Origin of the sequence: Brevundimonas sp. UBA7507, from assembly GCF_002478355.1 — a bacterium.
Taxonomy (GTDB): domain Bacteria; phylum Pseudomonadota; class Alphaproteobacteria; order Caulobacterales; family Caulobacteraceae; genus Brevundimonas; species Brevundimonas diminuta_D.
This window is the reverse complement of sequence record NZ_DLNP01000013.1, coordinates 368,581-388,100: the sequence shown is the minus strand read 5'-3', so window position 1 is coordinate 388,100 and position 19,520 is coordinate 368,581. Positions and strand designations below refer to the sequence as shown.

General features: G+C 66.2%; 19 protein-coding genes and 1 tRNA gene. 12 read left to right on the top strand and 8 right to left on the bottom strand.

Annotation, left to right across the window (positions count from 1 at the left end):
• The first annotated feature begins 18 nt into the window (after nucleotides 1–18).
• From B3D50_RS09355 to B3D50_RS09325, 7 genes are all read left to right on the top strand, one after another.
• Nucleotides 19–546, top strand: coding sequence for a ubiquinol-cytochrome C chaperone family protein (locus tag B3D50_RS09355; RefSeq protein WP_040345284.1), 528 nt, complete (start codon nucleotides 19–21; stop codon nucleotides 544–546).
• Complete coding sequence (locus B3D50_RS09350) at nucleotides 543–1,070, top strand: YceD family protein (RefSeq protein ID WP_128719990.1); 528 nt, start codon at nucleotides 543–545, stop codon at nucleotides 1,068–1,070. The genes B3D50_RS09355 and B3D50_RS09350 overlap by 4 nt, the downstream gene beginning before the upstream one ends.
• Before the next feature lie 100 nt (nucleotides 1,071–1,170).
• Nucleotides 1,171–2,241 (top strand): phosphate acyltransferase PlsX, encoded by a 1,071-nt coding sequence (gene plsX, locus B3D50_RS09345; protein WP_088411635.1) that lies wholly within the window; start codon nucleotides 1,171–1,173, stop codon nucleotides 2,239–2,241.
• Entirely contained in the window at nucleotides 2,238–3,215 is a 978-nt protein-coding gene (locus B3D50_RS09340; protein ID WP_003164752.1) for a beta-ketoacyl-ACP synthase III, read from the top strand. Before plsX ends, B3D50_RS09340 begins: the two co-directional genes overlap by 4 nt.
• Before the next feature lie 74 nt (nucleotides 3,216–3,289).
• Nucleotides 3,290–3,598, top strand: a complete 309-nt coding sequence (locus tag B3D50_RS09335; protein ID WP_369822381.1) for an integration host factor subunit alpha — start codon at nucleotides 3,290–3,292, stop codon at nucleotides 3,596–3,598.
• Between the two features lie 5 nt (nucleotides 3,599–3,603).
• Entirely contained in the window at nucleotides 3,604–4,020 is a 417-nt protein-coding gene (locus B3D50_RS09330) for a MerR family transcriptional regulator (protein ID WP_286950918.1), read from the top strand.
• Between the two features lie 72 nt (nucleotides 4,021–4,092).
• Nucleotides 4,093–4,169: transfer RNA gene (locus B3D50_RS09325), tRNA-Pro, on the top strand.
• Nucleotides 4,170–4,290: 121 nt separating this feature from the next.
• On the opposite strand, the gene B3D50_RS09320 is transcribed toward B3D50_RS09325, so the two are convergent.
• The 4 genes from B3D50_RS09320 to B3D50_RS09305 form a co-directional block, all read right to left on the bottom strand.
• On the bottom strand, nucleotides 4,291–5,595 hold the full coding sequence (locus B3D50_RS09320) for a serine/threonine protein phosphatase (protein WP_286950917.1): 1,305 nt from the start codon (nucleotides 5,593–5,595) through the stop codon (nucleotides 4,291–4,293).
• Nucleotides 5,596–5,664: 69 nt separating this feature from the next.
• The gene (locus B3D50_RS09315; protein ID WP_286950916.1) at nucleotides 5,665–7,893 is read right to left on the bottom strand and encodes a TonB-dependent receptor; all 2,229 of its coding nucleotides are present in this window, start codon (nucleotides 7,891–7,893) and stop codon (nucleotides 5,665–5,667) included.
• 226 nt (nucleotides 7,894–8,119) lie between these two features.
• On the bottom strand, nucleotides 8,120–9,361 hold the full coding sequence (locus B3D50_RS09310) for a TetR/AcrR family transcriptional regulator (RefSeq protein WP_286950915.1): 1,242 nt from the start codon (nucleotides 9,359–9,361) through the stop codon (nucleotides 8,120–8,122).
• 100 nt (nucleotides 9,362–9,461) lie between these two features.
• Nucleotides 9,462–10,601 carry a metallophosphoesterase gene (locus B3D50_RS09305; protein ID WP_286950914.1) on the bottom strand — a complete coding sequence of 380 codons (1,140 nt, stop codon included), beginning with the start codon at nucleotides 10,599–10,601 and terminating at the stop codon, nucleotides 9,462–9,464.
• A gap of 185 nt (nucleotides 10,602–10,786) precedes the next feature.
• On the opposite strand from B3D50_RS09305, the gene B3D50_RS09300 reads away from it, so the two are divergent.
• The 4 genes from B3D50_RS09300 (at nucleotide 10,787) to B3D50_RS09285 (ending at nucleotide 15,708) form a co-directional block, all read left to right on the top strand.
• Nucleotides 10,787–11,317: an RNA polymerase sigma factor gene (locus tag B3D50_RS09300; protein WP_286950912.1), complete on the top strand. Its 531-nt coding sequence runs from the start codon at nucleotides 10,787–10,789 to the stop codon at nucleotides 11,315–11,317.
• Nucleotides 11,317–12,324 (top strand): FecR family protein, encoded by a 1,008-nt coding sequence (locus B3D50_RS09295; protein WP_286950911.1) that lies wholly within the window; start codon nucleotides 11,317–11,319, stop codon nucleotides 12,322–12,324. The genes B3D50_RS09300 and B3D50_RS09295 overlap by 1 nt, the downstream gene beginning before the upstream one ends.
• A gap of 94 nt (nucleotides 12,325–12,418) precedes the next feature.
• Entirely contained in the window at nucleotides 12,419–14,932 is a 2,514-nt protein-coding gene (locus tag B3D50_RS09290; protein ID WP_286950910.1) for a TonB-dependent receptor domain-containing protein, read from the top strand.
• Nucleotides 14,933–15,159: 227 nt separating this feature from the next.
• Nucleotides 15,160–15,708, top strand: a complete 549-nt coding sequence (locus B3D50_RS09285) for a hypothetical protein (RefSeq protein WP_286950909.1) — start codon at nucleotides 15,160–15,162, stop codon at nucleotides 15,706–15,708.
• Here the strand turns inward: B3D50_RS09285 and tgt are convergent.
• Genes tgt through queA form a run of 3 tightly spaced genes read right to left on the bottom strand, consistent with a single transcriptional unit; the run spans nucleotide 15,705 to nucleotide 18,438 of the window.
• A complete protein-coding gene (tgt, locus tag B3D50_RS09280; protein ID WP_286950908.1) occupies nucleotides 15,705–16,817 on the bottom strand; it encodes a tRNA guanosine(34) transglycosylase Tgt in 1,113 nt (370 codons plus the stop codon). The genes B3D50_RS09285 and tgt overlap by 4 nt on opposite strands.
• A 53-nt stretch (nucleotides 16,818–16,870) precedes the next feature.
• Nucleotides 16,871–17,347: a hypothetical protein gene (locus B3D50_RS09275; protein ID WP_286950907.1), complete on the bottom strand. Its 477-nt coding sequence runs from the start codon at nucleotides 17,345–17,347 to the stop codon at nucleotides 16,871–16,873.
• Nucleotides 17,344–18,438: a tRNA preQ1(34) S-adenosylmethionine ribosyltransferase-isomerase QueA gene (gene queA / locus B3D50_RS09270; RefSeq protein ID WP_286950906.1), complete on the bottom strand. Its 1,095-nt coding sequence runs from the start codon at nucleotides 18,436–18,438 to the stop codon at nucleotides 17,344–17,346. The genes B3D50_RS09275 and queA overlap by 4 nt, the downstream gene beginning before the upstream one ends.
• 114 nt (nucleotides 18,439–18,552) lie before the next feature.
• On the opposite strand from queA, the gene B3D50_RS09265 reads away from it, so the two are divergent.
• On the top strand, nucleotides 18,553–19,011 hold the full coding sequence (locus tag B3D50_RS09265; protein ID WP_003164766.1) for a MaoC family dehydratase: 459 nt from the start codon (nucleotides 18,553–18,555) through the stop codon (nucleotides 19,009–19,011).
• Here the strand turns inward: B3D50_RS09265 and B3D50_RS09260 are convergent.
• Complete coding sequence (locus tag B3D50_RS09260) at nucleotides 19,008–19,436, bottom strand: GNAT family N-acetyltransferase (protein ID WP_003164767.1); 429 nt, start codon at nucleotides 19,434–19,436, stop codon at nucleotides 19,008–19,010. The two genes, B3D50_RS09265 and B3D50_RS09260, sit on opposite strands and share 4 nt — an antisense overlap.
• Between the last annotated feature and the right edge of the window lie 84 nt (nucleotides 19,437–19,520).

Sequence of the window (19,520 nt, the reverse complement as noted above, 5' to 3'; positions counted from 1 at the left end):
AAAGGGGCCGTAAAACCTATGTTCAAGACACTCTTCAGACGACAGACGCAAGAGCGCCAGGCTCAGGGCCTATACGCCCTGGCGGTGGAACAGGCGCGCCAGCCCGATTTTTACGCCCGCCTGGGCGTGGCGGATCGAATCGATGCGCGGTTCGAGCTCTACACCCTGCACGTCCTTCTGCTGTTCGTGCGGACCAAGGCTGAGGGCGAGCGCGGGGCCGATCTGGCCCAGAAGATGTTCGACACCTATGTCTCGGCTCTGGACAACGTTCTGCGTGAACTGGGCGTCGGCGACGTGTCTGTCGGCAAGAAGATGCGCAAGTTGGGCGAGGCTCTTTATGGCCGTATGAGCGCCTATGAGAAGGCGCTGCGCGAAGGCGACCGCGACGGCTTCCAGGCTTCAATCGCGCGCAATGTGTTCGAGAGCGACGATCCCGCCGCCGGCGCTGAACTGACCCGTTATGCGCTGGAATCGCACGAACGCCTGGCGCGTCAGCCTATTTCCGCCGTGGAAAAGGCGCCTGACTGGGCCATGATCGTCGCATGACGATTCCCGCCCTGCCTTACAGCGATCCTGTCCGCCTGCATCAGATCGGGGCGAGCCTGTCCCGGCGCCTGGAGCCGGACGCCGAGGCGCGTCAGCGCATTGCGCGCGCGCTGAACCTGAAGTCGCTGGACCGTTTTGAGGCGGACCTGGAGGTGACGGCGACGGTTTCAGGCTGGCGTCTGACCGGCCGTGTCGTTGCCGATGCGGTCCAGTCCTGCGTGCTGACGCTGGAGCCTCTGCCCGTTCATGTCGACGATCGATTCGAGATCAATCTGGTCGAGGCCGTGGATACGCCGCCTTCGGACGAGGGGGAGATCGACCTGGAGCTGGACGACGATTCGCCTGACGTGGTGGAAAACGGTCAGATCGACCTGGGCCAGTATGCGGTCGAGCAACTGGCCCTGCATCTGGACCCCTATCCCCGCAAGGATGGCGCGGTGTTCGAGCAACCGCCTGAGCCGGGCGAGATCTCGCCTTTCGGCGTGTTGCGGGCCTTGAAGCCGAACGACGGCGACAAGAGTTGACCTAAGGGCGCCTCGGTTGCATCCACAGGGTGCGACATTTGCGTCTGCACGCCCTAACATTGAAGCGCCGCGACAAGACGGCGACGGAGTCGATTTCCACTTGGCATCATCCACATTGATCTCGCTCGACGCCATGGGGGGCGACCACGGTCCTGCCGTCGTGGTCGGCGGCGTGAAGGCTTATTATTCGCTGTATGGCGGCGACGGCGTGCGCTTCCTGCTGCACGGAGACGAGGCGGCGATCCGCGCCGAGATGGCGCGCCTGCACGTATCGGACGACCTTTGCCAGGTCCGGCACACCGACAAGGTCGTCGCAATGGACGAAAAGCCTGCCCAGGCCATGCGTCGAGGCAAGGGCTCCAGCCTCTGGAACGCGATCGAGGCGGTCAAGACGGGCGAGGCCCAGGCCGCCGTCTCGGCGGGCAACACCGGCGCCTTGATGGCGATCTCCAAGCTGGTTCTGCGGATGGCGGTCGACGGGCTGGAGCGCCCGGCCATCGTCGCCAGTTGGCCGACCAAGCGCGGTTTCACCGCCGTTCTGGACGTCGGCGCCAACATTGGCAGCGATGCGCGCCAGTTGGTCGAGTTCGCCATCATGGGCGAGGCCTTCCAGTCCGCCGTGCATGGCGTGGCGCGGCCGACGGTCGGCCTGCTGAACGTCGGCTCCGAAGAGATGAAGGGCCACGAAGAGGTGCGCGAAGCCCACGCCGTGCTGCGCACCGACGCCGTTCCTGTGAACTACACCGGCTTCGTCGAGGGACATGACATCGCCGCCGGGACCGTGGACGTGGTAGTGACCGACGGCTTCACCGGCAACATCGCGCTGAAGACGGCCGAGGGCACCGCCCGCTTCATCTCGGGCCTGCTGAAGGAGGCGCTGACCTCTGGTCCGCTGGCCAAGCTGGGCGCCCTGATCGCCATGCCGGCGCTGAAGAAGATGGCGCGCCGTATCGACCCCAGCAGCGTCAACGGCGGCCCTTTGCTGGGTCTGAACGGCATCGTCGTAAAAAGCCACGGCGGCGCCACGGCCGAGGGGTATGCAAATGCCATCCGCGTGGCTGTCGAACTGGCCCGCAGTGACTATCTGACCAAGGTCAGCGCCAATTTCGCGCGTCTGGCGGCCGCGATGGACGAACCCGCGCCCGTCGTCATGGGAGAGACCGAACAGTGAGCGTCATCCGCAGCGTCGTTACCGGGGTCGGCTCCTTCCTGCCCGAACAGGTCGTCACCAACGCCGACCTGACCAAGATCGTCGACACCTCCGACGAATGGATCATCGAGCGCACCGGCATCCGCCAGCGCCACAAGGCCCGCGACGACGAACCGACCAGCGACCTAGCGCTCAAGGCGGCCGAGCGCGCCCTGGCCGATGCCGGCAAGACGGCGGCGGACGTCGATCTGATCATCGTCGCCACCACCACGCCGGACCAGACCTTCCCGGCGACGGCGGCCATCGTCCAGCGCAAGCTGGGTGCGCCGGTGGGCATCGCCTTCGACGTTCAGGCGGTCTGTTCGGGCTTCGTCTACGCCATGAGCGTGGCTGACGGCTTTGTCGCGCGCGGTCAGGCCAAATGCGCCCTGGTCATCGGCGCCGAGGAAATGACCAAGCTGATGGACTGGACGGATCGCACCACCTGCGTCCTGTTCGGCGACGGTGCCGGAGCCTTCGTGCTTGAGCCGGGCGAGGGGCAGGGGACCAAGGATGATCGCGGCGTGCTGGGCTTCGCCCTGCGCTGCGAGGGCGCCAAGGCTGACATGCTCTATGTCGACGGGGGGCCGGCCACGACGGGTACGGTCGGCCATCTGCGGATGCTGGGCAATCAGGTCTTCCGCCACGCCGTCGTGAACATCGCCGAGGCCATCACGGCTGCGGCCGAGGTTGCGGGCGTCGACATTCCCGAGATCGACTGGTTCGTGCCGCACCAGGCCAACCAGCGCATCATCAAGGGCGTGGGCGACCGGCTGGGCCTGGACGAGGACAAGGTCATCTCGACCGTGGCCATGCACGCCAACACCTCGGCCGCCTCCATCCCGCTGGCGATGGACGTCGCCATCAAGGATGGGCGAATCAAGAAGGGCGATTTGGTCCTGGTCGAGGCCATGGGCGGCGGCCTGACATGGGGCGCGTGCGCCTTCCGATTCTAGATTTGCATTGAGGACTTTGATTTCCGGCCGTTTTGCCCTTCAATGCCCCGCCAATTGATTGCGGGGAGATGCAAGTGGCCGGACATCAGACGCTTACCCGTGCGGATTTGTGCGAAGCGGTCCACGAAGAGGTCGGGTTGTCCCGGCAGGAATGCTCCGGACTGGTCGAGCGCACGCTGGACCTGATCGTCGACTCTCTTGAGCAGGGCGAGACGGTCAAGCTATCGGGCTTCGGCGTCTTCCAGGTCCGTGAGAAACGCGCCCGCATGGGCCGCAACCCCAAGACCGGCGAACCGGCCGCCATCAACCCCCGCCGCGTCATCAGCTTCCGCGCCTCACAGATCATGAAGAGCCGGGTGCACGACGCCGTCGTCGAGACCTGAGACCCTTGGCCAAAAGCCCCAAAGCCTTCCGCACCATTTCTGAAGCGGCCGATGAAGTCGGCGCCCCCCAGCATGTGCTGAGGTTCTGGGAGACGAAGTTCGAGTTCGTCGCCCCGGTGAAGCGTGCGGGCGGCCGCCGTTTCTATCGCCCCGACGACGTCATGGTGCTGAAGGCTGTGCGGCGGCTGCTGCACGACGAGGGGCTGACGATTCGCGGGGTGCAACGCCTGGTGCAGGATCAGGGTCTGGCGCGCCTGACGGCCTATGCCGACCCGGCCGCGACGCTGGAGATCGATTCGGGGGATCGGGCGGAATCGGTGTCGCAGGCGGCGGCGTTTCCGGCGGCTCCGGCGCGCCTTGAGGCTCTGTTGAGCGAACTGGAAGCGGCCAAGGCCCGGTTGGAGGGCGTTCTGCGCCGCTAAGACGGAAGTTGTTGTCGATAGAGCGTTTTAGGGTTTGCGGAGCACCGAACCGCCGTCTATACGGAGCGCCTTCGGAGCGTGGCGCAGCCTGGTAGCGCACTTGACTGGGGGTCAAGGGGTCGCAGGTTCGAATCCTGTCGCTCCGACCATCTAAATCTTTGATTTGGAATGGTTTTGAAGGGGTCGCCGTAAGGCGACCCCTTTGCAATTGGGCGCTAGCGCGCTTCGCGTGGAAGACGAGTCTTCCAATCAGAACTGTGAACAGGGCGGCTACTGCCGGACGGCGCTGCGGCCGGGACCGAAGCGGGCGCGAAAGTCCTCCAGGCGGATCGTGAACTCGTCCTGCGCCAGGAATTCCTCGTCGGTCATCTGAGGCTGCTCGTTCGGCTTGTACCAGAGTGCGTAGTTCGGCTCGTCCGAGGCGTAGCGTTTGAAGTGGGTCGAATAAGTGCGGACGCGCACGGTCGGAACCTCGCCCGTCATGTCGAAGGCCATCAAACGCAGCCAGCCGTCGCCCAGGCCCGGCGCCTTGGCGGCATCCAGTCCGGCGTCGACGGCGGCGCGGTTGCGGTCCTGATAGTCGGACAGCAGCTGATAGACGGCGCCGCCCTGGCGGTTCGGGTCACTGCGGAAAGCCTGGCCGTTGTGATGGCCGCTCAGGACCATGAAGATCTGCGGGTTGCGGCTGATCAGCTTGTCCCACACGCCCTGGGCGCTGTTGTCGAAGGGGTCGAGGGCGTTGATGTCCACGACCGGATGGGCGCGGCGCTGTCCGGTCTTGTCCAGGAAGTCGTGGGTGCTGATCAGGGTCGGCAGGCCGGGGTGGGCGTGGATGACGGTCTCGGCCCATTTCAGACTGGCGTCGGAAGGGGCGAACTGCAGGCCGATGTGCAGGAAGCGGTAGCCGCCGGCCTCGAACACCTGGGCGCTGTCCGCGCCGTCGTCGTGCGATCCGACGTACCAGGGGCGGTCCTTGAAGAAGGGCGAGGCGGCGCCGAAGACGCGGACCCATTCGGTCAGGCCGCCGACATGGATCATGCCGAGGCGGCGCAGGTCGCCTTCAGGCGCGGTCAGGTCGCGCGGCCAGGACTCTTCCCACCACTGGGCGTCATAGTCGTGATTGCCGGGCACGGCCGAGAAGGGCAGGGCGCCGTCCAGAAGGCGATAGGCGGCGATGGAGGCGGGGATCTCCACCTCGCGCACGCCCGGCGCCCATTTCGCCGGTCCGACGCCAGAGGGCAAGACGCGGGGACTGAAGCCGCGCGCGGCGTGATCCGGGTCGATGTCGATGATGGGATGCTGCCATACGTCGCCCACGCCGGTGGCGAAGACGATGTCGCCGCCGCGCGAGGCGGCGTTGTCGGCGATGAAGCGGAACTGCTCGGTCATCATGTCCCGCGCGTCGAACGGAAAGCCGGCCGCGCGCTGGCGCGTGTGATCGGCATAGTTCTGAGTGTCGGGGATCACGGCGATGGTGAAACGGGCGTCAGTCGCCTGTTGGGCCAGGCTGGGGGCGGCCGCCAGAAGGCCGAGGGCCAGGACGGTAGAGCGGAACAGCTTACGCATCATCGACATGGACGCATCTTTCTTCACGAGGAAAAGCGCGAGGCTTCGGAGCCAAGTCCGAAGCCTCGCAGGCAGGGATCAGTAGCGATAGCTCACGCGGGCGCCCCAGGTGCGCGGGGCGTTGGGCGAGCCGGTGGACGCCGAGATGAAGCGGTTGCGCGACTCTTCCGAATAGGCGTTCGTCAGGTTGTTGACGAAGAAGCCGAAGGCGTAGCTGCCGTTCATCGGACGGAACGTCAGGTTGGCGTTCATCAGCCAGTAGTCGCCGATGACCGAGTTGGACGAGGTGCTGAACTTCTCGCTGCGGTAGGCGTAGTTGGTTTCCGCCTCGACGCCCCAGTCGCCGATCTGGTGCTCATAGGCGATCGAGCCCTTGTAGTCGAAGCGCGGGAAGGGCAGGCGCTCGCCCGCGCGATCGCTGTAGATGATGGTGTTGTATTCGCCCGTCACCGGATCCTTGGCGGCTTCGGTGGCCGAGGCGTTGACGAAGAAGAACTCGTCATATTCCCCGTATTTGTAGCCGACCGCCTGGGTGATGGTCAGGTTGTCCAGGGGCTGCCAGCGCAGCTCCAGCTCGGCACCCTGGATATGCGACTTCGGCACGTTGATCATGCGGCCGACGCGCCCCGTCTGGGTGTAGAGCACGCCCTGAAGCTGCTGGTCGCGGTAGTCGTAATAGTAGATCGCCGCGTTCGCCTGGAGGCGGTTGTCGAACAGGCTGGCCTTCACGCCGGTCTCATAAGCGATCAGCTCCTCGAACTTGAAGGGCTCCAACTGATCGGGCAGGCCGCTGTTGTAGGTGGTGAAGCCGCCGGATTTCACCCCGCGCGAGACGTTGGCGTAGGCCAGGATGCTGTCGCTGAAGGCGTATTCAGCGCCGATCTTGCCGGTCCATTCGCCCATGCTTTGGGACTTGGAGGCGGTGGCGTTGACGCGTGGGACCGGGGCCAGAACCTCGGTCTTGAAGTCGTTCAGCTCGCGGGTCTCATCCTCGTAGCGCAGGCCGCCGATCAGGGTCAGGCGATCGGTCAGGCGGTAGTCGACATTGGCGAAGGCGCCTGTCGTCTGAACCTTCTGGCCGTAGGTGGTGCTCATCCAGAAGCGGAGGCTCTTCGCTTCCGAGAAGTCGGAGTAGAAGCCGCCGTCGATGTCCTCGGTCGCGTGGTAGAGACCGGCCAGCCATTGCAGACGACCGTCGCCGTTCGAGGCCAGGCGCACTTCCTGCGAGATCGTCTTGATGTCGTTGAAGAAGTAGGTGCCGGCTTCGTTCGAGGCCGTGGCGTCCCAGTCGTTGAACTCCTTGCGGTCGAAGGACTCATAGGCGGCGACGGCGGTCAGGGCGGCCCAGCCGAGGTCGTGGTTCAGGCGCAGGCTGACGCCCTTGCCCTCGTTGTCGCGGAACGGCTTGGCGTTGGGCGAGACGCCGATCAACTCGGCGAAATAGGGGGAGATGCCCCAGCCGGTGATTCGGTGGGCCGTGTCGATCGGATAGACCTTGCCGCCGCCCGAGGTGAAGGGGGTGGTGATCAGGCGCAGGCCCCGACCGTCCGACTTGTCCTGGCTGTAGTGGACGTTCAGGTCGAGGTCGGTCAGGTCGCTGGGGCGCCAGTTCAGGCGCAGGCGCAGGGCCTTGGTGTCCTTGTCGCCCAGGGTTTCGCCCGTGTCGCGGTGGTATTGCCAGCCGCCGCCCGTCTCGGCCGCGACGGCCAGGCGGGCGCTCAGGGTTCCGGCGACCGGACCCGAAACAAAGCCCTCGAACTTGGCGGCGTCATAGCTGCCGTAGCTGGCGTTGAAGCCGGCCGCGACATAGTCCGTCGGCGCTCCGGTGACGACGCTGACTGCGCCGCCGGTGGTGTTGCGGCCGTACAGCGTGCCCTGCGGCCCGCGCAGAACCTCGATGCGGGCGATGTCGAACAACTGGCCCTGGGTCATCACGCCATAGGGATAGGCGACTTCGTCGATATAGACGCCGACCGTCGAGGTGTTGTTGGCGGCGTAGTCCGTCAGGCCGACGCCGCGGATGCGGAACTGGGGCTGGCCGCCGCCCAGCTGGCTGTCGACCTCCATGCTGGGGACGGCGTTTTCCAGGTCGTTGACCGTCTGGATGTTGCGCTTGTCCAGGTCTTCGCCCGACACGACCGTCAGGGCCAGGCCGACCTTCTGCGCGGATTCCTCGCGGCGCTGCGCGGTGACGATGATGTCCTGAACGGAGGTGGCCTGAGGTTCGGTCGCGACCTCGGCCGCCGCGGGCGCGGCCGCCGCAAGGAGCAGGGCGGCGCTCGAGGCGCCGAAAAGAAGACGGTTCATGTGTCGATCCATCGGGCAGCGCGGGCGATCCAGTCGCTCAGGCTGGAAAGTTGGGGAATGTCGCGAGCAGCCGTAGTTTTCACGCCGTGCGACCGGCCTAAAAAACAACTGTTCGACAACATTTCCGCTGTAGGAGATGGTCGTGATGCTTTGGTGAAGCTTATTTGAAGTGTTGCTGTCGCGCTGCCTGTCGATGACTGTTCCGAATAAGGAACGATTGTTCGATTCAGTCGCGCTGGGTGACCAAGGTCTTGGCGACGGCTTGCAGGCGCGCGGCGTCCGGCGCATCACCCGTCGCCGCCGCCATGATGGCCGCGCCCTTGATCCATAAGGCGAAACGGGTGGCGGCGCGGCGCGTCAGGTCGAACTGAGGCGGCCAGAGTTCGCCGCGGTTGGTGTAGTTGCCGCCGCCTTCGGGCCCGCGCAGGATCATCGCCAGTTCCTGGAAGGACGGATCACGACGCGCCTGCAGGCAGACCTGGGCGATCAGACGGGCGTACTTTACGTAGAAGCCGCGCTCGCCGCCCGCAGGCGTCTCCAGGGTAAGGGCCATCATCTCGCCCCACCGCTGCATATCCGGAGGACCGGCGCCCAGCGGATGTCGGTAGTCGAGGTAGCGGGGCATCTCGCGGAAGACCGCGTGCCAAACGGCGTCGATCACGAACCGCCGCATATCCGCCCAATGGTAGGCGATGGTGGAGGTCGAAGTGCCGACCTCCGTACTGACCGAGCGGTTGGTGACGATCCCGACGCTTCCGCTCAGGATCTGGTCTGCGGCGACGTCCAGCAGACGCCGCTTGATGGAATCGGGTTCCAGTCCGTCGCCCGGCGCCTTGGGGATCACCATGCGGTCGACATAGCTTTCGGTCGCCGAGGCCGGATCGTCGGGGCGGCCGAAGGCCCGATCGATCAGGCCGCCCAACCCCTCGGCCGCAATCGCCTCATAGTCCGAGCGACCACCCAGGGCGCCGACGTAAAACTGCTCGATGATCAGGTAGGTGGAGATCGCCTCGCCGAACGCTTCCAGGCCGGGGCGACGCGACAGGAAGGCCGTCCAGGCGTCGCGCCGCATTAGATCCCAGCGTCGCAGGAGGGGGGGCAGGAAGGCCGCCGGGTCGGGGCTGACCAGCAGTTCTTCCCATACTCGGGCGAAGTCGGCCGACGGCGCCGCTCGCTCTCGCAGATAGCGGGCGGTCAGGGCCAGCAGGCTGTCGCGGCTGAGGGCCAGGTTGTCGACGGCGGCGAAGAAGGCCTCGTGGTAGGCCTCATCCTGCTCGAACGCCCTGAAGGCGATGGCTTCGATCAGCCCCGCCTTGGCGCCGAACAGATTGACGATGACGGTCGTGCTCTTGCCGACGGCCTGGGCCAGGTCGCGCATGGTCAGGCCGCCCAGGCCGACCTCCGTGACCAGGGTCATGGCCGCGGCGACGACGCGGTCGGCCTCGAGCGAGCGTGATGAAGCGATCATCGTCATCGCAGCGTGCATGGCCGCCTGAAACGGTCGTGTCGAGGCCTGATCGCCTTCTCGGGCAGGCCTGCGACGAAAAACGGCGGACCGCGTCGCGGACTCAATCCTGAAGTTGGGGCGGGAAGGGCAGCACGAACTCGGATCGTTCGGGCGTGACGCCGAAGGTCGCTTCGCCGTCGCGACCGGCATACCGACCCAGCAGGGTCGAATAGGTATAGAAGCGGATGGTGCGAGCCTCGGTGTCGAAGGCCATGAAACGCAGCCAGCCCGCGCCGCCGTTGGCCGAACCGGCCTGACCGTCCGGGCCGACGGTGTTTCCCTGATAGTCCTGGATCAGCTGATAGACGGGACGACCGGCGTCGTTGTGGTCGATGCGCAGGTTCTCGCCGTTGGACACGCCTTCGATCGGGCGGGTGTAGTTGTGGCCGCTCAGGACCAGGAAGATCATCGCGTTCTTGCGGATGAAACGGTCCCAGACCTGATCGGGCGGCAGGTTGTCAGCGCCCGCGAAATAACTGTCGTAGCCGTTGGAGCGTTCCTGCACGTCAGGCCTCAGCCATTCATGGGTGGTGACGATGACGGGCGTGTCGGGATGGGCGTCGATCACGCCCTGGGCCCAGTCCAGCGCGATCTGGGGCGGCTGCATCTCCAGCGACAGGTGCAGGAAGGACAGGCCGCCGGCCGTGAAGGTCTGGAAGCTGTTCAGGCCGTTCGTTGAGGCGCCGCCGTACCAGGCCTTATCCGTGAAGTGGCGCGACTGGGGGCCGAAGTAGAAGTTCCAGGCGCGGCCGCCCGCCAGCGGTTCGGAGGCGCCGTCGTAGCCGCGCCATGAATAGTTGTCGTAGTCGTGGTTGCCGGGAACCATGCCGAACGGCAGGCCGCTGTCGGTCAGGATCGAGACGGCGCGGTTGGCGATGTCCCATTCCTCGCGCGTGTCGAAGATCTGATACTCGCCCTCGGCGTCGGGGATGGCGCGTCGGAACTGGCCGTCGCCGTGCTGGACGATGTCGCCGACGAAGGTGACGAAGGCCAGGTTCTTGTCCTGGCAGGTCTCGACCAGATAGCGCATCTGCTGGTCGAAGGTGTCGGCGCCGCGCGGTTGGGGCAGGGTGACGTCGGCGTAGTTCTGGGTGTCGGAGACGACGGCGATGGTGAAGACCTCGGCCCAGGCCGGAACCGCCGCGCCCAGCAGCGCCGCGCTGAAGGCGACCGCCGCGCCCAGGTGTTTGAACATCGTCATATGCGTCATCCTGAAACCGATATGCAGCCGCCCTTAGCGAGGCTGTGTGACGCTTTGGCTGCGATGACGCGCCTGAGCGCATCGGGGATGCGCTGATACGGAAATGTCGTGCGACCGACATGAGGCGGTGACGATGCGGCGTCATTGGGCGCGCGGTGAAACGACAGCCAAGCCAGCCCTTCGACATGGACGACGCGACGTCCGTCCTGACGCGCGACGAGGGATTCGCGGCGCTCACGCGGCGGTTGCGGGCGCCGTTGACGCATTTCTTTCTGCGGCGTTCGAAATCGTCGGCGGATGCGGAGGAGATGGTTCAGGATCTGTTCCTGCGGCTGATGCGCCGCGCGGACCTGATGAGCCTGCAGAACGTCGACGGCTATGTCTTCGAGGCGGCAGCAAACATCGCGCGGGATCGGGGGCGCTATGAGCAGTCGCGGGGGCGAGGCCTGCATGTCGAGATCAACGACGCCGTGGCCGAGTATGACGCGCCTGACGCGGAACAGATCATCGCGGGGAGGCAGCGTTTGAAACGGATGCTGGCGGCGCTGGACGCCTTGCCGCCGCGTGCGCGGGCCGTGGTGATCCTGCGTCGCTTCGAGAACCTGACCTATCCGCAGATCGCCCGGCGTCTGGGCATTTCGGTCAGCGCAGTCGAGAAGCACATGGTGCGAGCCATGTCCGCGCTGAGGGTCGACCTGGTCGAGGGGGATCGCTGATGTTTCCGGTTCACCCCCAATCAAACGACGAGGAAGCGGTCGATCCGGCCGCCTTCTGGTTCGCGCGAATGAACGGCGGCGATACGCCCGGTCCACAGGACGAGATCGCCTTCCGGCGGTGGTTGGATGAAGATCCCGGCCATATCCGCGACTATCGCGCCTGCCAGCAGGCGTGGGGGATGCTGGAGCTTGAGGCGGGGCAGCCCGAGGTGTTGGCCCTAAGGGCGGCGGCGCTGGGGCGTGCCGATCGAGGCGCGACGCGGCGGCGGGCTCTGCTCGGTCTGACCGGCGGGGCCATTGCGGCGTCCTGCGGCGGGCTGTGGGTGATGACGGCGTCGTCACCGGCGCGGGCGCTGATCGCGACCGAGGCGGGGCAGCGACTGACCGCGCCCTTGCCGGACGGGTCGGAGGTGACGTTGGCGCCGTCTTCTCGACTGCGCCTCGATTACGGCGCCGAACGTCGCGCGGCGGTGCTGGAGGCCGGTCAGGCCTATTTCCACATTCAGCCTGACGCCGAGCCCTTCGTCCTGCGCGTCGGCGATCGCTTGATGGCGACCGCGCAGGGGCGCTTCCAGGCGACCCATGCAGACCGAGGGCCGGAGGCGCTGGTCGAACAGGGACGGCTGAGGGTGGTTCAAAGGGGCGGCGCTGGCGAGCCTCTGATCCTGACGGCGGGGCAGGGCGGGCTGGCGCGCGGCGACGAACTGCGGGCCGCGCCGGCAGACGTCGAGGCCGAGACGGCCTGGCGGATGGGGCGTCTGGTCGTGCGCGACCGTCCGCTGCGCGAGGTGGTCGAACGCTTCAATCGCTATTCGGCGGAGCGGCTGACGCTGACGGATGCGGCGGCGGGGGAGATCCGCATCTCAGGCTCGTTCCGCTATGACGGCGGACAGGAGTTCGCCCTGGCTCTGGCGCGCGGCTTCGGCCTGTCGGTGCGGCGCACGACGGACGGCGACTGGCGCATCGGATCGCCCGAAAAAACGTCTGACGAAACGGCTGCGCTTTGATGAAATTTCCGCGACGGGGTGGGGGTCTGCAGGGGCGCTTCCGTTTCTGAGGGGGAGCCGCCAACGAGCGGCGGACCAGATCTCAGGGGCTACCATGTTCATTTCCAAGCCGCGCGCCGGCGCCTTCAAGCGCATGCTGCTGGCCTGCTCAGCCGTCGCTGCGGTCGCAGCGGCGACGCCGGCTCTGGCCCAGCCGCCGAGCGGCGGCGCGGCCGTCTCCTTCGCCATCGAAAGCCAGTCGATGGAAGAGGCGCTGACGACGCTGGCGCGCACCGCCGACGTGCAGGTGCTGTTCGCGCCGGAAGCCGTGCGCGGTCGCCGCGCCAATCGCGTGGTCGGCGTCCTGGCGCCCGCCGAGGCGCTGCGCCGCATGGTGGAAGGCACGGGCCTGACCGTGACGCCAGTCGGCGCGCGCACCTTTTCTGTTGCAGTCGCTCATGCCGATCTCGGATCCGATGGCGTCACCGCGATCGAGGACGTGATCGTCACGGCCCAGAAGCGCGCCCAGCGCATCCAGGACGTGCCGCTGGCCGTCACCATGCTGAACGGCGAAGACGCCCTTCGTCGCGGCATCGACAGCGTGACTGACCTGGTGGACGAGGTTCCGGGCGTGTCGGTGAACTATGCCTTCGGCGGCGCCAACTACGGCATGATCAGCATCCGGGGCATTGGCGGGGCCGACGATTACAAGCCCAACGGCAATCCCTCGGTCGCCCTGCACGTCGACGGCGTCTATCAGACCTCGAACGCCTATCTGGGCATGCCGCTGTTCGACCTGGACCGGGTCGAGATCCTGAAAGGACCGCAAGGCACCCTGTACGGCCGCAACACCACGGCGGGCGTCATCAACGCCATCACAAAGGGGCCGGGCGAGGCGGTCGAAGGTTCGGGCCGTCTCGAGTTCGGCAGCTATGACTATCTGGCGATGGAGGGGGCCGTCGGCGGTCCCCTGAGCGACACGGTCGGCGTGCGGCTGGCCGTGCTGGCCGAGCAGGGCGGCGGCTTCATGACCGGGGCGGGCGCGGGCGACCTGGCGGGCTTCCAGCCGGTCATCGCCGGCGTGACCCAGACCCAGGTTCCGCCCATCGTCGATCCGGGCCGCCGTGAAGGTTTCGGCGACAAGGATCTGTTCGCCGGCCGGGCCACGGTCGCCTTTGACTTCACGCCGGACACCAACCTGACCGTGAAACTGTTCGGCAGCCGCGACCGGGGCGACACGCGCCAGTACGACCGCATCTCGGCGGCGCTGGACAGCAACATCGCCAACGCGGGCGAGAACGACGACCCGTACGAGTTCTATTCGTCGGAGTATCCGACCCACAGCATCGACATCTATGGCGTGTCGGCGGCGTTGCAGCACCGCCTGAGCGAAAACCTGAACCTGGCGGTGATCGGCAATGTCCAGGGCACGACCCGCTCGGTGCAGGGCAACGGCGACGGCTCGCCCTATCCGGCCTCGCGCTTCGATGCGGATGAAACGCTGAGCCAGACCTCGCTGGAGATGCGCCTGAGCGACGACACGGGCGGCCGCCTCGACTGGATCGTGGGCGCCTTCTACGTCTCGGACGACATCGACTTCGACACCCACTGGACCAGCTATACGGCCCGGACCCAGTACGACAACCTGCACAGTCAGACGCGCAACAGCTTCGCCGTCTTCGGCCAGGTCGACTATGATCTGACCGACAAGCTGACCCTGTCGGGCGGCCTGCGCTACACCCGCGACGAGGCGACCTTCAGCGGGCGCAACGACGACCTGGACCCGTGGGGCATCTCGACCTTCACCAAGACCTTCGCCACGACCAACCCCTTCATCTGGGACCGCGCCTTCGAGGATGACAATGTCTCGGGCCGGGTCACGGCCAAGTACGCCTTCACGCCGAACCTGAACGTCTTCGTCTCGGCGGGGACCGGCTATCGCGGCGGCGGCTTCGACGGCACCTCCATCTTCACCCAGGCCGAGACCCTGCCGTTCGATTCCGAGACCGTCACCGCCTATGAGGCTGGGCTGCGCTGGACGACGAACCGTCTTCGCCTGTCGGTGGATGTCTTCTCCTATGAGTTTAAGGAGCTTCAGGCGACGACCCGGCTGGCCAACGACACCAACGGCCGCGCCAACGTCGGCGAGGCCGAGAGCAAGGGGATCGAGTTCGCGCTCAACGCCGTGCTGTTCGAAAGCGCGAACCAGAGCCTGGACCTGGACGTCGCCGCCGCCTTCCTGGACACGGAGATCATCTCGTTCAGCTCGGCGCGCGTGGCCGAGGTGCTGTCGACCGTCGGCGACCCCCTGCCGGGCGCGCCGGACGTGACGGCGACGGTTTCGCTGAACCATGGCCTGGTGCTGGACAACGGCTGGCGCGTGGACAGCCGCCTGTCGGTCTCGCACCACGGCGAGGAGAGCAACCGCCTGAACGCGGCGCCGGGCAATACGGCGGACGCCTACACCCTGCTGAACGCCCGTGTGGAATTGCAGACGGCGGCGGACTGGGCGGTCTACGCCTATGGCCGCAACATCACCGACGAGGTGTATTTCCCTGAAAAGAACGGCGCCTCGCGTCTGGTCGGGGCGCCTGCGACCTATGGCGTGGGCCTGCGCTACAGGTTCTGACGACACTGAGGTTGCGCCGTCTCTCGCGTATTGGAGCGGCGGCGCAACCTCACCAGCGCGTGCCCGCTAGCGGGCAGCGGGGTTTGCCTACGACAGCGAGCAGGAAGGTTTATAGGTTGGCCGCCGGACCGGCTACGGAATGCCGCAAGCCTAGGTCAGCTTCGGCCCTGATGTCTGTCGAGGGAGGCTGATTGGCTTTGACGCGCGAGGCGTGATTAAACGAACTCATGCGCCAGATTTCATTGACCGTCATCGCCGTGTCCTTGTTGCTCGCCGGTTGCAACGCCGGCGCTTCCGCTCGAGACGGCGTGGATCAGGTGGGCACGGGATTAGGCGACGCCGTTACCGCACCGCTTGAGGATCTGAACCTCAAACGTCAGGAAATCCCGACCATTCTGCTGCAGGCGGAATCCAATCCGTATGACCTGCGCAACATGACGCGATGCTCGGTGATCGCTGCCGAAATCGGGCGATTGGATGAGGCTCTGGGGCCGGATACGGACGCTGCGCCCATCGACGATGGAACCTTCATGAGCGAGCGCGCTGCTGACGCGGCGGCGGGCGCGACGCTGGACGCCGTGCGCGGCACGGTGACGGACTTCATTCCGGCTCGCAGCTGGGTGCGCCGTCTGACCGGCGCCGACGCGCACAGCAAGCACGTTCAGTCAGCCATTCAGGCGGGCCTGCGTCGCCGCTCCTTCCTGAAGGGCGTGGGAATGCAGCGGAACTGTGCGCCTCCGGCGGCTCCTGCGGGCTTCGTTCCGCGTAGAGGCTAGGCCTTCAGATGCCGCGCGCGGAAGTCGCGACGGAATTGCTCGAAGCGCCCCTCGGCGATGGCCGCGCGCATGGCGGCCGTCAGGGCCTGGAAGAAGGCGATGTTGTGCCAGCTCAGCAGGATCTTGCCGAGAATCTCATCAGCGCGGATCAGGTGGTGCAGGTAAGCCTTTGAATAATCTTGCGATGCCGGGCAGGGAACTTCGGGGTCCAGAGGATCCTGATCCTCGGCGAAGCGCGCGTTCTTGAGATTTAGCGGGCCGTCCCAGGTCCAGGCCTGGCCGTGCCGCCCGGCGCGCGTGGGCAGGACACAGTCGAACATGTCCACGCCGCGATAGACCGCCTCGACCAGGTCGATCGGCTTGCCGACGCCCATCAGATAGCGAGGGCGGTCCTTGGGCAGGAACTCGGGCGCATAGTCCAACACCTCGCACATGGCGTCGTGGCCTTCACCGACGGCTAGACCGCCGATGGCGTAGCCGTCGAAGCCGATCTCCTGCAGGCGTTCCGAGGATTCGCGGCGCAGGTTCTCATAGGTCGAGCCCTGCTGGATACCGAACAGGGCCTGCGCGTCGCGCGTGCCGAAGGCGTTCTTGGAGCGCTGGGCCCAACGCGCCGACAACTCCATGCCCTCGCGCGCCCGTTTTTCCTCAGCGGGCCAGGCGACGCATTCGTCCAACTGCATGACGATGTCGGAGCCGAGGCGGTCAGCCTGAATCTGGATCGAGCGTTCCGGCGTCAGGACGTGCTTGGATCCGTCGATGTGGCTGGAGAAGGTCACGGCCTCCTCGGTCAGCTTGGAGATGCCCGACAGGCTCATGACCTGGAAACCGCCGGAGTCCGTCAGGATCGGCTTGTCCCAGCGCATGAAGTTGTGAAGCCCGCCGAGGCGTTCCATTCGCTCGGGCCCAGGGCGCAGCATCAGGTGATAGGTGTTGCCCAGCAGGATGTCCGCTCCTGTCTGCTTGACCTGATCCACCGTCATCGCCTTGACCGTGGCGGCGGTGCCGACGGGCATGAAGGCGGGCGTGCGAATGTCGCCGCGCGTGGTCTTCAGCACGCCGGTACGGGCGCGGCCTTCAGTGGCGGAAATTTCAAACGGAAAAGGCATGGGCGTTCCTTGCAGGGACGCGCGTCTTAGGCCGTCTGCTCTGCAACCGCCAGTCAGCGCAGCAGCGTCTCGAGACGCTCTGCGCGTTGCAGGTCTTTCGGACGACCGAAGAGGCGGCATTTCTCGATCTGTTCGGAGACGGTGGGGATGTAAATCGTCCCCCCGTTCAGTTCGACACCCTGGCGCGTGGTGAAGATGACCGGGGTCCAGTCCGCGCCTGCGCGGACGTCCATCATCGCCATGACCTCGACTGGAACCGGAGTGGTCAGGATTTCGCCGAACACCTGCGACCGGAACAGGCCTTCGCCGGGGTCTTCGATGGCTTCGCCGTGTAGGGCCTCGATCAGGCGCCGGGCGTCGCGAGGACTGGTTATGACGTCGACGTCAGGCACGTGCCACTCGGACAGGCCCGACAGGGCCATGCCGGCGCCGCCGAACACCCACCAGGGATCCTGAAGCTCACTCGCCGCTGAGGCCAGGATGTCGAAGGTCGCGGCCAGATTTTCGGGCAGGTCGTCGATGTGGCTCATTGGGCGTCTTCCCGGAACAGCAGGCTTCCGTCGCCATAAGAATAGAAGCGATAGCCGCTGTCGATGGCGTGGGCGTAGGCGGCGCGCATCGTCTCCAGCCCCGCGAAGGCGCTGACCAGCATGAACAGCGTCGATTTCGGCAGGTGGAAGTTGGTCATCAGCACGTCGCAGGCGCGGAAGCGATAGCCCGGCGTGATGAAGATGGCCGTGTCGCCGTGGAAGGGTTGGATCACGCCGTCCTCACCCGTCGCGCTTTCCAGCAGGCGCAGCGAGGTGGTGCCGACGCAGACGATGCGCCCGCCCGCCGCGCGCACGGCGTTCAGGGCGGCGGCGGTCTCGGCAGAGACCTCGCCCCACTCGGAGTGCATCTTGTGATCGGCCGTGTCGTCCGCCTTGACCGGCAGGAAGGTGCCCGCCCCGACGTGTAGGGTCACTGCGTGGGTCGTCACGCCCCTCGCGCGGATGGCGTCCAGCAGGGCCGGGGTGAAGTGCAGACCCGCCGTGGGCGCCGCGACCGAGCCGTCATGCTCGGCGAAGACGGTCTGATAATCCTTCAGATCCCGATCGTCCTCGGCCCGCTTGGCTGCGATATAGGGGGGCAGGGGCATGACCCCGACCTCGCGGATGGCGTCGTCCAGCGCCGGACCCGTCAGCTCGAAACGCAGGGTGACGAGGCCGTCCTCGCTCTTGGCGGTGATTTCGGCGTCGACCTGACCCAGAAGGCAGGCGTTGTCTTCCTCGCGACCGAAACGGACGCGGTCGCCGACCTTCAGCCGCTTGCCTGGCTTCATGAAGGCGCTCCAGACATCGGGCGCGTCGCGGTGGTGCAGGGTGGCCTCGACCGGGACCGACAGAAGCTCGCCTTCCGGTCCGGTGCGATGACGCACGCCTGACAGACGGGCCGGGATCACGCGGGTGTCGTTGAAGACCAAGGCGTCGCCCGGGTGCAGAAAATCCGGCAGGTCGCGGATGATCCGGTCCTGAAGATCGTCGCCCTTCACGACCAGAAGGCGGGCTGAGTCGCGCGGGTCGGCGGGGCGCAGGGCGATGCACGCCTCGGGCAGGTCGAAGTCGAAATCGGATGTCCGCATGGGCGGGGAATGCTCACGCCCCGCCTTTGTGGTCAAGCGAGACCCGGCGGAAAGTCGACTGGCGAAAACCGCCCCAGCCGCTATGTCAGACGCAGCCTATGGGAGTTTGAGTGCATGACCGACCGCTATCTGGACGACCTGACCGTCGGCGAAAGCTGGGACAGCGAACCCTTCACCATGACCGAGGCCGAGATCATCGCCTTCGCGACGGAGTTCGACCCCCAGCCCATGCATATCGACAAGGCGGCGGCCGAGGCCGGGCGGTTTGGCGGCTTGATCGCCAGCGGCTGGCACGTCTGTTCGCGCGTGATGCGGCAGTTCGTGGACGAAGCCTATTTCGGCCAGACGCCGCTGCTGGGCATGAATGTCGACGCCCTGTGGTGGGTGCGGCCTGTGCGCCCCGGCGACACCCTGACCGTGCGCCGCGAAATCATCGAGATCCGCCCGTCCAAGAGCCAGCCCGATCGCGGCGTCGTGCGCACCAAGACGACCGTCACCAATCAGGACGGCGATCTGGCCATGAGCTTCGAGAACCAGATGCAACTGCCGAGAAACGCTGAAGCGCGGCTCTAGGCGTCGTTCGGGCGCAGGAATAACGCCATGCCGATTGAGGCGGGCGCCGTGGGCTGAAAGCCGTATTGGGCATAGAGGCGATGAGCCTCTCCGTCGGCGATCAGGCTGATGTAGGCCTCTGCGGGCACGGCGGCGCGCAGGTGTTCGACCAGAGCCTTCATGATCGCCTTGCCCAGACCGCGTCCCTGGTGGACGGGATCGACGGCGATGTCGACGATCTGGAAGAACAGCCCTTTGTCGCCGATAACCCGTCCCATGCCGACGACTTCGCCCGACTGGTTCTCGATCACCACGGCGAAGACAGTGTTAGGCAGGCCGGCGGCCGCTGCTTCTGCGCTACGCGGGGTCAGACCTGAGATGGCCCTGAGGCGACGGTAGTCGTCGATGACGGGCGTGCGGGCGACAAGGCGGTAATCGGGGCTCATTACCTCCTGATATTGGATGCGCGGTCAGGGCGACAGGGAGAGTCATCAAAAGTTGACCTCGCGCGCTCAAGGCGTCAAAGCCCG

Excerpts from the sequence above, each read along its gene's own strand:
- B3D50_RS09355 (WP_040345284.1), top strand. The coding sequence starts at position 19 with ATGTTCAAGACACTCTTCAGACGACAGACGCAAGAGCGCCAGGCTCAG.
- B3D50_RS09350 (WP_128719990.1), top strand. The coding sequence starts at position 543 with ATGACGATTCCCGCCCTGCCTTACAGCGATCCTGTCCGCCTGCATCAG.
- B3D50_RS09320 (WP_286950917.1), bottom strand. The coding sequence starts at position 5,595 with ATGTCGATGATGCGTAAGCTGTTCCGCTCTACCGTCCTGGCCCTCGGC.
- B3D50_RS09315 (WP_286950916.1), bottom strand. The coding sequence starts at position 7,893 with ATGAACCGTCTTCTTTTCGGCGCCTCGAGCGCCGCCCTGCTCCTTGCG.
- B3D50_RS09310 (WP_286950915.1), bottom strand. The coding sequence starts at position 9,361 with ATGATCGCTTCATCACGCTCGCTCGAGGCCGACCGCGTCGTCGCCGCG.
- B3D50_RS09305 (WP_286950914.1), bottom strand. The coding sequence starts at position 10,601 with ATGACGATGTTCAAACACCTGGGCGCGGCGGTCGCCTTCAGCGCGGCG.
- B3D50_RS09300 (WP_286950912.1), top strand. The coding sequence starts at position 10,787 with ATGGACGACGCGACGTCCGTCCTGACGCGCGACGAGGGATTCGCGGCG.
- B3D50_RS09295 (WP_286950911.1), top strand. The coding sequence starts at position 11,317 with ATGTTTCCGGTTCACCCCCAATCAAACGACGAGGAAGCGGTCGATCCG.
- B3D50_RS09290 (WP_286950910.1), top strand. The coding sequence starts at position 12,419 with ATGTTCATTTCCAAGCCGCGCGCCGGCGCCTTCAAGCGCATGCTGCTG.
- B3D50_RS09285 (WP_286950909.1), top strand. The coding sequence starts at position 15,160 with ATGCGCCAGATTTCATTGACCGTCATCGCCGTGTCCTTGTTGCTCGCC.
- tgt (WP_286950908.1), bottom strand. The coding sequence starts at position 16,817 with ATGCCTTTTCCGTTTGAAATTTCCGCCACTGAAGGCCGCGCCCGTACC.
- B3D50_RS09275 (WP_286950907.1), bottom strand. The coding sequence starts at position 17,347 with ATGAGCCACATCGACGACCTGCCCGAAAATCTGGCCGCGACCTTCGAC.
- queA (WP_286950906.1), bottom strand. The coding sequence starts at position 18,438 with ATGCGGACATCCGATTTCGACTTCGACCTGCCCGAGGCGTGCATCGCC.
- B3D50_RS09265 (WP_003164766.1), top strand. The coding sequence starts at position 18,553 with ATGACCGACCGCTATCTGGACGACCTGACCGTCGGCGAAAGCTGGGAC.
- B3D50_RS09260 (WP_003164767.1), bottom strand. The coding sequence starts at position 19,436 with ATGAGCCCCGATTACCGCCTTGTCGCCCGCACGCCCGTCATCGACGAC.